Origin of the sequence: Streptomyces sp. NBC_01190 (assembly GCF_045039895.1) — a bacterium.
GTDB lineage: Bacteria > Actinomycetota > Actinomycetes > Streptomycetales > Streptomycetaceae > Actinacidiphila.
In genome coordinates, this window is sequence record NZ_CP108580.1 from 4922933 (window position 1) to 4935913 (window position 12981).

13 protein-coding genes are annotated in these 12981 nt (G+C 72.3%); 8 read left to right on the plus strand and 5 right to left on the minus strand.

The features are described 5' to 3' along the window. The first annotated feature begins 99 nt into the window (after nt 1-99). The 6 genes from OG519_RS20565 to OG519_RS20590 all read left to right on the plus strand — a co-directional run bounded on the left by OG519_RS20565 (nt 100) and on the right by OG519_RS20590 (nt 4512). Complete coding sequence (locus OG519_RS20565) at nt 100-804, plus strand: UbiX family flavin prenyltransferase (protein ID WP_405585950.1); 705 nt, start codon at nt 100-102, stop codon at nt 802-804. A gap of 93 nt (nt 805-897) precedes the next feature. Beyond that, on the plus strand, nt 898-1353 hold the full coding sequence (locus tag OG519_RS20570; protein ID WP_405585953.1) for an Lrp/AsnC family transcriptional regulator: 456 nt from the start codon (nt 898-900) through the stop codon (nt 1351-1353). Between the two features lie 72 nt (nt 1354-1425). Then, on the plus strand, nt 1426-2589 hold the full coding sequence (mqnE, locus tag OG519_RS20575) for an aminofutalosine synthase MqnE (RefSeq protein ID WP_405585956.1): 1164 nt from the start codon (nt 1426-1428) through the stop codon (nt 2587-2589). 119 nt (nt 2590-2708) lie between these two features. Further along, nucleotides 2709-3230 (plus strand): GNAT family N-acetyltransferase, encoded by a 522-nt coding sequence (locus tag OG519_RS20580; RefSeq protein ID WP_405585958.1) that lies wholly within the window; start codon nt 2709-2711, stop codon nt 3228-3230. 204 nt (nt 3231-3434) lie between these two features. After that, entirely contained in the window at nt 3435-3827 is a 393-nt protein-coding gene (locus OG519_RS20585; RefSeq protein WP_405585960.1) for a DUF4229 domain-containing protein, read from the plus strand. Nucleotides 3828-3906: 79 nt separating this feature from the next. Next, on the plus strand, nt 3907-4512 hold the full coding sequence (locus OG519_RS20590) for a TetR/AcrR family transcriptional regulator (protein WP_405592872.1): 606 nt from the start codon (nt 3907-3909) through the stop codon (nt 4510-4512). Nucleotides 4513-4717: 205 nt separating this feature from the next. Here OG519_RS20590 and OG519_RS20595 read toward each other — a convergent pair whose 3' ends face one another. The 4 genes from OG519_RS20595 to OG519_RS20610 form a co-directional block, all read right to left on the minus strand. Next, nucleotides 4718-5182, minus strand: coding sequence for an HIT family protein (locus tag OG519_RS20595; protein WP_405585963.1), 465 nt, complete (start codon nt 5180-5182; stop codon nt 4718-4720). A gap of 67 nt (nt 5183-5249) precedes the next feature. Next, the gene (locus OG519_RS20600) at nt 5250-6032 is read right to left on the minus strand and encodes a GNAT family N-acetyltransferase (RefSeq protein WP_405585965.1); all 783 of its coding nucleotides are present in this window, start codon (nt 6030-6032) and stop codon (nt 5250-5252) included. A 555-nt stretch (nt 6033-6587) separates the two neighbouring features. Further along, on the minus strand, nt 6588-7514 hold the full coding sequence (locus tag OG519_RS20605) for a MaoC family dehydratase (protein ID WP_405585968.1): 927 nt from the start codon (nt 7512-7514) through the stop codon (nt 6588-6590). Next, nucleotides 7514-8863 carry a 3-oxoacyl-ACP reductase gene (locus OG519_RS20610; RefSeq protein ID WP_405585970.1) on the minus strand — a complete coding sequence of 450 codons (1350 nt, stop codon included), beginning with the start codon at nt 8861-8863 and terminating at the stop codon, nt 7514-7516. The genes OG519_RS20605 and OG519_RS20610 overlap by 1 nt, the downstream gene beginning before the upstream one ends. 126 nt (nt 8864-8989) lie before the next feature. Here OG519_RS20610 and OG519_RS20615 point away from each other — a divergent pair, with 126 nt between their 5' ends. Further along, nucleotides 8990-10279 carry an acetyl-CoA C-acetyltransferase gene (locus OG519_RS20615; protein WP_405585973.1) on the plus strand — a complete coding sequence of 430 codons (1290 nt, stop codon included), beginning with the start codon at nt 8990-8992 and terminating at the stop codon, nt 10277-10279. Nucleotides 10280-10398: 119 nt separating this feature from the next. Beyond that, nucleotides 10399-12342: an AMP-dependent synthetase/ligase gene (locus OG519_RS20620; RefSeq protein WP_405585976.1), complete on the plus strand. Its 1944-nt coding sequence runs from the start codon at nt 10399-10401 to the stop codon at nt 12340-12342. Nucleotides 12343-12514: 172 nt separating this feature from the next. Here the strand turns inward: OG519_RS20620 and OG519_RS20625 are convergent, their stop codons facing one another. After that, nucleotides 12515-12718, minus strand: coding sequence for a cold-shock protein (locus OG519_RS20625; protein WP_033177709.1), 204 nt, complete (start codon nt 12716-12718; stop codon nt 12515-12517). Nucleotides 12719-12981 lie beyond the last annotated feature (263 nt).

Sequence of the window (12981 nt, forward strand, 5' to 3'; positions counted from 1 at the left end):
GGTTCACAACGTCCCGCAGACCGGTGGAGGTTCCCGCCAGGCCGCCGCCCCACCGGCCTGGTCACGCTACCCAGCGGCGCGGCGGATACGCTCGACGGCGTGGAACAGACCAGCCGCGCCCCGTGGATCGTCGGCGTCTCCGGCGCCTCGGGCACCCCGTACGCCGCCTCGGTGCTGCGCGCTCTGCTGCACGCCGGTGAGCAGGTGGACCTGGTGATCAGCCGGGCCGCGCGGCTCACCCTGCTGGACGAGACCGGCGCCGCCTTCCGTGACGCGCACTGGCGGGAGGACCTGGCCCGCTGGCTCGCCCGGGGCGCCGACGGCAGCGCCGACGCCTTCGCCTCGGACCCGCCGGATCTGGCCGCCGTACGCTTCTGGCCGGCCGGCGACCTGGCCGCGGGACCGTCCTCCGGCTCCTATCCGGCCAAGGGCATGCTCATCGTGCCGGCCAGCACCGCCTGTGTGGCGGGGGTGGCCCTCGGCCTGTCCAAGGACCTGCTGCAACGGGCCGCCTCGGTCACCCTCAAGGAGCGCAGACCGCTGGTGGTCGCGGTGCGTGAGACCCCGCTCGGCGGCCAGACGCTGCGCCACCTCGTCGCCCTGGACGACGCCGGCGCGGTCGTCCTGCCGGCCTCACCCGCCTTCTACGCCGGCGCCGCCCATATCCAGGATCTGGTGGACTTCGTGGCCGGCCGGGCGCTGGACGCGGCCGGGGTCCCGCATACCCTCTACCGCCGCTGGCGGGGGGAACTAGGCGGCGGCTTCAGCCCGGCCGAGCCAGCGATGCCAGAGCCGGAAGAGTAGTGGGCGGGCAGATGCGCAGGGCGTAACCCCGTTTATGCCTTAGATTCTTGTTCGGACAGCGCAGTCGCGGCACGAACGGGAGGGTCCATTCTGATGGACGCGGTGGACAGACAGCTCATCCAGGCCTTGCGGGAGAACGGCCGCGCCTCGTACGCGGAGCTGGGCCGGCTCGTCGGCCTGTCGGGCCCGAGCGTCACCGACCGTATCAACCGTCTGGAGCAGGCCGGGGTGATCACCGGCTACCGGGCCACCGTCGCGCCCGCCACCCTCGGCCTCGGCGTCACCGCCCTGGTCGGCCTCCAGCTCTCCGACGCCGCCGACCACGAGGAAGTGGCCCACCGGCTGCGCGACCTGGACGAGATCGAGGACTGCTGGTTCATCGCGGGCGACGACTCGTACATGCTCAAGGTCCGGGTCGGCGATGTGGACGGCCTGGAACGCACCATCCGCCGGCTGTCCGGCACCAAGGGCGTCGCCAGGACCCGTACCACCATCGTGCTGTCCACCAAGTGGGAGAACCGGGTCGGCGAGCTGCCGGAAGAGGTCTGAGCGCACACCGCGAACGGCGTGCGCGTAAGGTCGAACGGACCCTTGTGGGCCGGACCGTGGAGAGGGAGAGACATGGACGCTGGACTCAAGCGCGAGCTGGAGGAGAAGGTCCACGCGGGCGAGCGGCTGACCCGGGAGGACGGCATCGCCCTCTACGAGTCCGACGACCTGGCGTGGCTGGGCGGTCTGGCGCACGAGGTGCGCACCCGGAAGAACGGTGACGTCGTCCACTTCAACGTCAACCGGCACCTGAACATGACCAACGTGTGCACCGCGTCGTGCGCGTACTGCTCCTTCCAGCGCAAGCCGGGCGAGAAGGACGCGTACACCATGCGCATCGAGGAGGCCGTCAAGCTCGCCCAGGAGATGGAGGCCGACAGCCTCACCGAGCTGCACATCGTCAACGGTCTGCACCCGTCGCTGCCCTGGCGCTACTACCCGCGCTCCCTGAAGGCGCTCAAGGAAGCGCTGCCGCAGGTCTCGCTGAAGGCGTTCACCGCCACCGAGATTCACCACTTCGAGACCATCTCCGGCATGTCGGCCTCCGACATCCTGGACGAGCTGATCGAGGCCGGCCTCGAATCCCTCACCGGCGGCGGCGCCGAGATCTTCGACTGGGAGGTCCGGCAGCACATCGTGGACCACCGCACCCACTGGGAGGACTGGTCCCGGATCCACCGGCTGGCGCACGAGAAGGGCCTCAAGACGCCCTGCACCATGCTGTACGGGCACATCGAGGAGCCCAGGCACCGGGTGGACCACGTCCTGCGGCTGCGCGAACTCCAGGACGAGACCGGCGGTTTCCAGGTCTTCATCCCGCTGCGCTACCAGCACGACTTCGTGGACATGAAGGACGGCAAGATCCGCAACACCCTCCAGGCGCGCACCACCATGGCGACCGGCGCGGAGGCGCTGAAGACCTTCGCGGTCTCCCGGCTGCTCTTCGACAACGTGCCGCATGTGAAGGTCTTCTGGGTCATGCACGGCCTGTCCACCGCGCAGCTCGCCCTCAACCACGGGGCGGACGACATGGACGGCTCGGTGGTCGAGTACAAGATCACCCACGACGCGGACTCGTACGGCACGCCCAACAAGCTCACCCGGGACGACATCCTGGACCTGATCCGCGACGCGGGCTTCCGGCCGGTCGAGCGGAACACGCGGTACGAGATCATCCGCGAGTACCCGGGCCCGGACGGGGAGCGGCGGGAGGCGCCGCAGCCGATGCGGGTGTGAGTGGGTGCGGGGTGTTCCGGGTGTGGGCCTGTGCCGGGTGGGCCGGGTGTGAGGAGAGCGACACCGGGAGGGCGCCGAGCGGCGGTGACGGGTGGCACGGTAATAGCTAGCATGCTGCTATGAGTCTTACCTGCCAGTTGGACCCGGTGATCGACGACGAGCTGCGGGACGGCCTCCTCGCGCTGTGGACCGACGTGTCCAACGCGGGGGGCGCCGTCGGCTTCGTCCCACCGGTCACCGCCGCGGACGTCCGCCCCGACCTCGATGGCGCGCTCGCCGCCGTCGCGGCCGGCGGGCGGCGGCTGGTCGTCGGCCGCGACGAGGACGGCCGGATCACCGCGAGCGCGTTCCTCGCGTACAACACCCACCGGCTGATGGGGCACTGGCTCTGGCTCCACACCGTCATGGTCCACCCCGGCCGGCAGGGCAAGGGATGCGGCCGGACCCTGATGGCCGCCGTCGAGCGGGCGGCCCGCACTTTCCACGGCATCGAGGCGATCCGGCTGACCTGCCGGGGCGGTACGGGGGTGGACGCCTTCTACGCGGGTTGCGGCTACAAGGAGGTCGGGCGGGTGCCGGGGGCGATACGGGTGTCGCCGGGGGACGACCGGGACGACATCTATATGCTGCTGAAGTTTTGAGGTCTGTGGAGTTTTTGGGGTCCGTGAGGTCTGTGGGGCTTGTGGGGTAGCCGCGGGGGGTGCGGGGGCCGGTGGCGGCTGTCCGCGGTTCGCCGGGTCGACCGCCCGGGGCGGCCGGTCCCGTTCGTACGGTTCGCGGTGGGTTCGGGGCGGGTTCACGGGGGCGGCCGGTTGATCGGGTACGGTGCGTGCTTCACTGGGAGCATGTTCCGTTACACCGCACTGCGCTTCGGCCTCATCGTCGGCTGCTTCGGTGTCATCTGGGCGCTGGTCCGGGTACGCCTGCTGCCGGCCGGACTCGGTGACTCCAACTACCTCTGGGTCGCGCTGCTCGCGCTGGTGGTCTCCGCGCCGCTGAGCTTCGTGCTGCTGCGGGGGGCCCGCGAGGAGGCCGCCCGCAAGGTGTCCGCCCGGGTCGAGCGCACCCGGCTGAACCTGGCGGCCAGCATCCAGCAGGAGGACGAGGCGGACGACGCGGCTCGCGCCGCGGCGGTGACGGCAGGCCCGCCCGCCGCGACCGCTGAGCCTGTGCCCACCCCAGCGCCGGCCGCGCCCACCGCGCCGGCCGCCCGTGATGGTGAGCCGCACACCGCCTGAGCGACATCTCGTGGAGCGTGGGGCCGGGCCGGAGAGCACGCGGACCAAGAGGGTGCCGCGGGCGATCCGCGAACAGCAGATGCTGGACGCGGCGGTCACGGCGTTCGCCCGGCGCGGATACCGTGCCGCGTCCATGGACGAGATAGCGGAAGCGGCCGGGGTCAGCAAACCCCTGGTCTACCTCTACCTCAACTCCAAGGAAGACCTGCTCACCGCCTGCATCCGCCGGGAGGCCGGCGCCCTCACCGCGGCGATCCGCGCCGCCGTCGAGCCCCGCGCTCCCGCCGACCGACAGCTCTGGCACGGCCTGCTCGGCTTCTTCGAGCACACCGCGGGCCACCCCGACGGCTGGACCCTCCTTCACACCCAGGCCCGCAGCGTCGGCGAGCCCTTCGCCACCGAGGTCGCCGCGATGCGCGCGGAGATCGTCGCCTTCGTCACCACCCTGATCGCCGCGGCGGCCCGCGCCGCCGAGCACGTCGACACAACCCTCGCCGCCCGCGAAGTCCCCGCCCTGGCCGTGGCATTGGTCGGCGCGGCGGAATCCCTGGCCGGCTGGTCCATCACCTCTTCTCCTCCCTCGGCCCGCACCCCCCGTGACAACGCGGCGACCCTGATGAATTTCGCCTGGTCGGGCCTGTCGAGCCTGCTGGAAGGCGGAGGGCGGAGCGAGGCGGGCCGCTAGGCCGTGAGGCGGCGGTGCGGGTGCCCCATTCGGGCTGACGCCCGCAGCGAGGGTGCCCGGTGGTGGGTGCCGGCTAGGACCTCCGCGCGTTCTGTCCCCCCAGACTCCGTCCGGGGGACCCCCATTTCGACACCGGCGCGGCCTATGGCTCGCTGGCTACTGGCGGACCGTCGGGGGCATGGTCGGCGGCTTGGCGAGGCGGGAATCACGGCTGGGGTGTGGGGGCGAGGTAGGGGCGGAGGGTCAGGGCGAGGGTGTCGGCGTCGGCGGGGGAGACCCGGTCCGGCTCGGGGCGGCTGAGGAAGTCGAAGACGGCGGGGCCACGGAGTTCCGGCGGGAGGTCGGGCATCCGGGGGATCACGTGGAAGTGCGTGTGCGCGAAGCCCTCCTTCTCCGCGAACTGCACGACGTACGTCTTGACGCACCCGGTGACCTCGCGCAGCGCCCGGGACAGCCGGACCTGCCAACTGCCCAGGGCGGCGGCCTCCGCGTCGGTCAGGTCGTGGATGGCGGTCACATGACGGCGGGGGAGGAGGACGAGCCAGCCGGGCAGCGCGGTGTTGAAGTCGTGCACGACCCGCCAGTGCTCGTCGGAGGCGATGCGTTCGCGCGGCGGGAGGGAGTCGAATCCGGCTTCTTGGCGGCAGGCGTAGCAAGGGGCGGCGGGCATGGGGCCGAGCGTACTTCTCGGTAGGTGAGGCGTGCCGCCGTGCTTTTCCGCGCTGTGGGGGGCGGGCTTATGAAGCGGATGTGAGGTACGTCCAGGTTTCGGCGAGTTGGAAGCCGAGGGATTCGTAGAGGGGGCGGGACATCGGGGTGTTCTGGGTGAAGGCGTAACGCGCCCCGGAGGCGGCGGCGTGCCTCAGCCGGGCGGCGACCAGAGCGCGGTAGTAGCCGTTGCCGCGGTGTTGGGGCGGGACGGAGCCGTTGTACAGGCCGACCTGGTCCCCGGTGATGATGTTGAAGCCGGTGGCGACCGCCGCACCGTTCAGGTCCAGCACGAACGCGGTCATGTCGGGTGCGTCGAGCAGCGCCGGCAGCGAGAAAAGGTCCGCCACCTCTTTCGGCATGCCGAACCCCGCCGCCAAGGCCGCGGCATAGACCTCCGCCTCGTCCCCCCGAACCTCCCGCACGGTGGTCCCTTCCGGGACGGACGCGGGGACGGTGGGCAGCAGTTCGGCGTCCCAGATCAGCAGCGGCAACGTGCTGGAAGATGTCCTGCCGTGGCGCGCGGCCAGTTCGAGCAGCGCGGAATCGACCTCTCCCCGCGACTGAATGCTCCACGGCGCCCCCATCGCGGACATTTCCTTGGCGAACGCATCCACCTCGCCCAGATCCGCGTCCGGCCCGACGGACACGATGTTGAGACTCGCCGTCGGCAGCCCGGTGAACACCAGTCGTGTGCCGGCGGCCCCTTGCCGCAGGCGCATTCCGTCCGAGAGTTCCACGAGTCGGGATATCGTCGCAAAGAGCGCGTTCACCGCGGCGTCGGTGGCAGCGGAATCTATCGGCTGTGTCATACCTTCACCCTATACATACGCATTACCCACCCCGCCCAACCCCCACCCCCCAACGACCTTCCGGGCAAACCCCCGCCCTTTCGGCCACCCTTTCCACCAACCCGCACCCCGTTAGGCACCCTTACCGGCGAACGCCAACCCCCCCTTGAGCGGCTTTTCTGTCCGGCGGTTCGCCGATAGCGACCGAGCCGAAGGCCGCGCTGGTGGAGAAGTGGGGGTCCCCCCGGACGGAGTCTGGGGAGAGAACGCGCGGAGGTCCTGAGTGGGGGTCCCCCCGCCGAAGGTAGGGGGAGAGGGGTTGAGCACCAATGACCGTCGACACCGGGTCTGAGCGGCCGGAGGCGAGGGTGCGGCAATAAGGGGCCAGGGCGGCACCAACGCTCTTGACGGCGCCCACGTTTGGGTGCCTTTTCGGGCGAACGGCCCTCACTTTTGGGTGACCTCGCCTCCGACCCGGCCCCCGTGGGCGCCCACACCGTCGACGGCGCCCCGCTCCGGTCAACATCCGCGCCTGTCGGCGCCCTTGCGGGTGGAGGGCGACCTTCCGGTCAGCGTTTATCTCAGCTCACCGCTGGCGTGGAGGTGGCCGGAGGGGGACCGGACCTCGAAGTGGGGGGTTGTTGAGGTGAAGTGGACGGTGGAGGGCAAGGGGATGGGGTGGTGGAAGCGGGCGGTGAGGGTGGTGGCCGTCAGGTCCGTGGCGGCGCAGCGGGCCGCGGTCCACATGCCGTGGGCGATGGGGTGGGGGAAGCCGAAGGGGCGGGCGGTCCAGGGGTGGAGGTGGATCGGGTTGTAGTCGCCGGAGACCCGGGCATGGCGCCGCCCGAGGTCGGCCGGCAGCCGCCAGACCTGCTCAACCGCCACCCCGCCCCCACTCAACCCCGTCACACCCTCGGCTGAGGGGTCCGCCCCGGACGGAGTCGGGCGGAGTTCGGGTGCCGGGTCCGAAGGTCCCGTCTCCACCGCTGGCACTCCCGGCGGCTCGTTCGGTGTTTGGTCGTGGCGGGCCAGATATGTGCTGTGGTCCTCCCACACCACCTCGCCGCCCAACTCCGCCCGGGTCACCAGCGTCACCTGCGTACCGCGTCGGTGAGGCCGCAAGTCCGCGGCGAAAACGGTGAGTTCGGGCCGGTCGGTGATCCGTAGCGCATGGTGCGCGGTGATGGTGAGGCCGGTGTGGATCAGGCCCGCCAGCGGGAGCGGAAACGCCCTCGCCGCCATGATCCGTACGGCCAGCGGAAAGCCCAGGACGTGCGGATAGGTCAGCGGCAGCGCACCCCCACGCCCACCCCCGCCCAAAGAAAACCCGCACAGCTCCGCGTACGCCGCCACCCGCGCCGGGTCGATCCGTACCCCGGGACGGGACAGCCGCAGCTCCGGCAGCGGGTCCCGGTAGCCGGCGGGCCGTTTGGCCAGGCCGGTGAGGGCGCCCCGGGCCAGGACGAGGGCGGTGGGCACGGGAAAAGAAGGGGAAAGTCCCATCACGCCCCCAACAGCGACTGCCCGCAGACCCGGACCACCTGGCCGTTGACCCCGCCCGATCCGGTCGCCGCCAGCCAGGCCACCGTCTCGGCGACGTCGACCGGCCGGCCGCCCTGGCCGAGGGAGTTGAGCCGGCGGCCCGCCTCGCGGATGAGGAACGGCACCGCCGCCGTCATCTCCGTCTCGATGAAGCCGGGCGCGACCGCGTTGACGGTCACCCCGCGCTCCCGCAGCGCCGGATCCGCCGCCAGGGAACGGACGAAGCCGATGATCCCGGCCTTGGAGGCGGCGTAGTTGGTCTGCCCGGCGTTGCCGGCGATGCCGGCGATGGACGCGGTGGCGACGATCCGGCCGTGGTCGTTGAGCACACCGGCCTTGAGCAGATACCCCGTGGTGCGCAGCACACTGCCGAGGTTGACGTCGAGCACCGCGTCCCAACGGTCCTCGTCCATATGGGTGAATCTGCGGTCGCGGGTGATACCGGCGTTGTGCACCAGGACGTCGAGGCCGCCGCCGAGCCGGTCGAGGGCCGCGGCGATCCGCTCGCCCGCGTCGCTCGCGGTGATGTCCAGCGGCAGCGCGGTCCCGTCGAGCCGGGCGGCGACCGCGGTGAGCGCGTCACCCGACCCCGGTACGTCGAGGCAGGCCACATGCGCCCCCTCGCGAGCGAGCGTGGCGGCCACCGACTCGCCGATGCCGCGCGCGGCGCCGGTCACCAGCGCGGTACGCCGCCGGCCGGATACCTCCGGCTGCCGAAGCGCCGGACCCACCTCGATGACCTGCCCGGACACATACGCCGACTTGGGCGACAGCAGAAAGTCCAGCGTGGAGTCCAGCGCCGCCCCCGGCGCCACCCGCACCAGTTGTACGGTCCTGCCGCCGCCGATCTCCTTGCCCAGCGAACGGACGAAACCCGCCAACGCCTCCTGCACGGCGGCCTGTTCGACGTCCCCGGCGCCCGCCCCGGCCGCGTCCCGGCCGCCCGGCCCGGCGCCCGCCTCGGCCCCACCACCGGCCCCCGCCCCGAGCACCACCACCCGCCCGCAGCGCGCCAGCCCCCGCACCAGCGGCCCCAGCGACGTACGCACCGCCCGCAGCCCGCCCACCTCCGCGATCCCGGTGGCGTCCAGCACCACCGCCGCGTACGGCTCGACCGGCGGGTCGACCGGCTCCGCCGGCCCCACCCGCTCGGCCACCACCTCGCCCGCCACCACCCGTACCACCGCCCCGTCGAGCGACGGCCGTTCCGCGGTCCACCGCATCAGCGCCGCCGGCTGCGGCAGCCCGACCCGCCGGGTGAGGAAGCGGCCCGGTGCCGTACCGGCCAGCCGAAGGTAGCGATCGGCCATTGGCCTTCTCCTTACTCTGGAGTAAGTTTACCGCCGGTAAGGCTACTGTCCCCGTCCGCCCCGGCCAACCCCACGGACCCCCACGGCCCCCGCAGGCCCCCTGTCGACCCCCCGGAGGGAACCGCCATGCAAACCGTCCGCCGCGTCGCCATCGTGGCCGGGAACCGGATCCCGTTCGCCCGCTCCGACCGGACGTACGCCACCGCGTCCAACCAGGAGATGCTCACCGCCGCGCTGGACGGCCTCGTCGAACGGGTCGGCCTCGGCGGGCAGCCGGTAGGGGAGTTCGTGGCCGGCGCGGTGCTCAAGCACAGCCGCGACTTCAACCTGGCGCGGGAGACCGTCCTCGGCTCGGCCCTCGATCCGATGACGCCCGCCTACGACCTCCAACAGGCCTGCGCGACCGGCTTGCAGGCGGTCTTCGCGGTCGCCGCCAAAATCGCGCTCGGCGTGATCGACTCCGGTGTCGCGGGCGGCACCGACACCACCAGCGACGCGCCCCTCGCCCTCAACGACGAGCTGCGGCGGACCCTGCTCGCCGCCCGCCGCGCCAGGACGCCCGCCGCGCGGGTCCGGGCGCTCGCCGGGGTGCGCCCGCGCCACCTCGTACCGGACATCCCGCGCAACGCCGAGCCGCGCACCGGCCTTTCCATGGGCGAGCACGCGGCGCTCACCGCCCGCCAATGGGGCGTCACCCGGCAGGCGCAGGACGAGTTGGCCGCCGCGAGCCACCAGCGCCTCGCCGCCGCCTACGACCGCGGCTTCTTCGAGCACCTGGTCACCCCGTACCGCGGCCTGCACCGTGACCAGAACCTGCGGCCCGACACCTCGGTGGCGAAGCTGGCCCGCCTGGGGCCCGTCTACGGCGGCCCGGGCGGCACCATGACCGCGGGCAACTCCACCCCGCTCACCGACGGCGCCGCCGTCGTCCTGCTGGCGAGCGAGGAGTGGGCCGCCGCGCACGGCCTGATCCCGCTGGCGTTCCTCACCGCGTACGAGACCGCCGCCGTCGACTACGTCTCCGACGGACCCCGCGCCGACGGACTGCTGATGGCGCCCGCCTACGCCGTACCCCGGATGCTGGCCCGCGCCGGGCTGACCCTGGCCGACTTCGACCTCTACGAGATCCACGAGGCCTTCGCCTCACAGGTGCTGGCCACCCTCGCCGCCTGGGAGGACAAGGACTACTGCGCCCGCCGCCTCGGCCTGGCCGCCCCGCTCGGCGCCGTCGACCGGGCCCGGCTCAACACCGCGGGATCCTCGCTCGCCACCGGCCACCCCTTCGCCGCGACCGGCGCCCGGATCGTCGCGACCCTCGCCCATCTGCTGGCCGAGCGGGCCGTGCCGGGCCGCGGCCTGATCTCCATCTGCGCGGCGGGCGGCCAGGGCGTGACGGCCGTCCTCGAAAGGTACTGAGCCCCACTGGGCCCACCGGGCCCACCGAACCCCTGCGCCCCCGCTTCCGGCGCCGCCCCCGCCCTGCGCCCACCCCCACCACCGGAGAGCCGACCACCCGCACCCGTAACGGAGCCGCCATGACCGTACGTCAGAAGCCGCCGTCCCCCGGCGGCCGGACTGCCACCGCGCCCAAGGCCGCACCCACCCCACCCGGTGGTGTACCCGAGACCCTCCGCGAGGGCGCCCGCACCGTGCAGGCGGCCGTACCGCCCCTGGTGCCGCCCCCGGAGCGGGGCAGCCTCGCCGACATCCCCTACACCAACGCGGCTGAGGCGCCCGGCGAGACCGTGCTCAGCCGCAAGGACGAGCAGGGCCGGTGGCAAGCGGTGACCGCCGCCACCTTCGCAGAGGAGGTCACCGCGGTCGCCAAGGGTCTGATCGCGGCCGGTCTCGCCCCCGGCGACCGGCTCGCCGTCATGGCCAGGACCAGTTACGCCTGGACGCTGCTCGACTTCGCCGGCTGGGCCGCCGGGCTGATCACCGTACCGATCTATCCGACCTCCGCCGCCTCCCAGGCCGCCTGGATCCTCGCCGACTCCGGGGCGGCCGGCTGCGTGGTGGAGAACGTCGAGCAGACCCGGCTGATCAGCGGCCGGCGCGCCGAGCTGCCCGCGCTGCGGCGGCTCTGGCAGCTCGACGCCGACGCCGTCGGCCACCTGGTCGCCGAGGGCCGGGCCGTCCCGGACGAGCAGGTCACCGGCCGCCGGCAGGGTCTCACCCCCGGATCCGTCGCCACCCTGATCTACACCTCGGGCACCACCGGCCGCCCCAAGGGCTGCGTCCTCACCCACGGCAACTTCTTCGCCGAGGTCGACAACGCGAGCGAGCTGCTGCACCCGCTCTTCAAGACGGTCAGCACCGAACCCGCCTCGACGCTGCTCTTCCTGCCGATGTCCCATGTCTTCGGCCGGATGGTCGCGGTCGGCTGTCTGCGGGCGCGGGTACGGCTCGGGCATGCCCCCAGCATCGCCACCGAGGAGCTGCTCGCCGATCTGGCCGGCTTCCGGCCGACCTTTCTGCTGGCCATCCCCTATGTGCTGGAGAAGGTCTACAACACCGCCCGGGCCACCGCGGAGAAGCTCGGCCGGGCCGCCTCCTTCGACCGGGCGGCGCGGATCGCCGAGCGGTACGGCGAGGCGATGGTGGCCCGCCAGGTCGGCGCGGGACCCGGGCCCGGCCTCGGCCTGCGGCTCGCGCGCGCCCTCTACGACCCGCTGGTCTACCGGCGGATCCGCGCCGCCCTCGGCGGCAGCGTCCGGTACGCGCTCTGCGGCGGCTCCCCGCTGGGCCGCCGCCTCGCCGCCTTCTACGCGGGCGCCGGCGTGCTGGTCTTCGAGGGCTACGGGCTCACCGAGACCACGGCCGCGGCCACCGTCACCCCGCCGCTGCGCCCCCGGCTCGGCACGGTCGGCTGGCCGCTGCCCGGGACCGCGGTACGGATCGCCCCGGACGGCGAGGTGCTGCTGCGCGGCGGGCAGGTCTTCGCCGGGTACTGGGGGGAGGAGCCGGCCCGGACGGTGCGGGACGCCGGGGAGTGGTTCGCCACCGGGGACATCGGGGAGCTGGACGCGGACGGTTATCTGACCATCACCGGTCGTAAGAAAGAGATCATCATCACAGCGGGCGGCAAAAATGTGGCCCCGGCCCCGCTGGAGGACCGGCTGCGGGCCCACCCGCTCGTCGGCCAGTGCATGGTGGTCGGCGACAACCGGGCCTACGTCACCGCGCTGCTCACCCTGGAGGCGGACGGCGTCGCCCACTGGCGGCGGATGCGGCACAAGGAGGGACTACGGCCGGCCGAGCTGGTCCGGGACCCGGAGCTGGTCGCCGAGCTCCAGAAGGCGGTGGACGACGCGAACTCGACCGTGTCGCGGGCCGAGTCCATCCGGCGGTTCCGGGTGCTGCCGGTGGACTTCACCGAGGCGGGCGGTCACCTCACCCCGTCGATGAAGCTGCGGCGGGCGGCGGTGCTGCGGGACTTCGCCGGGGAGATCGAGGAGCTGTACGCGAGGGAACGCTGAGCGGGCCGGCTCGGGCACGATCGGCCGCCAAGGCCCCGGGATACGGCCTCGCGCCAAGGGCCTCCGGCGCGGCCCCGCGCACAAGGCAGGGGCCCCGCATACTGTGCGGGGCCCCTTGGATACTGCAGGTTCTGGGCGCGACCGCGCCGATTGTGACCGGACTAGAGAGCTACTAGTTCGGGGTGACGTTCTCCGCCTGGGGGCCCTTCGGGCCCTGAGTGACGTCGAAGGTCACCGGCTGGTTCTCCTCGAGGGAGCGGAAGCCGGAGGCGTTGATCGCGGAGTAGTGGACGAAGACATCCGGGCCGCCGCCGTCCTGGGCGATGAAGCCGAAGCCCTTTTCAGCGTTGAACCACTTCACGGTTCCGGTAGCCATAAAGCCCTCCTTGGGCCCAAAGGGTTGCCCTGCTCCAGAACCTGCAACTGCGAAGTCTGAAAATTACAAAAGCCTGCGGGTTACATGCTCCGCAGGCTTTAGTACTGCAAGGAAACCAAACTGCAACTTGCGAACGAGCCTAGCATGTGGGGTCTGGCGCGCGGAAGGGCAACAAGATCCCTCTTCGGCGGGTCGTGGCCGCGAGCGGGATCCGCCGAGCACCCCGGCGCGGTTCGGACCGGCCCCAGGAGTAGCGTCCGGCA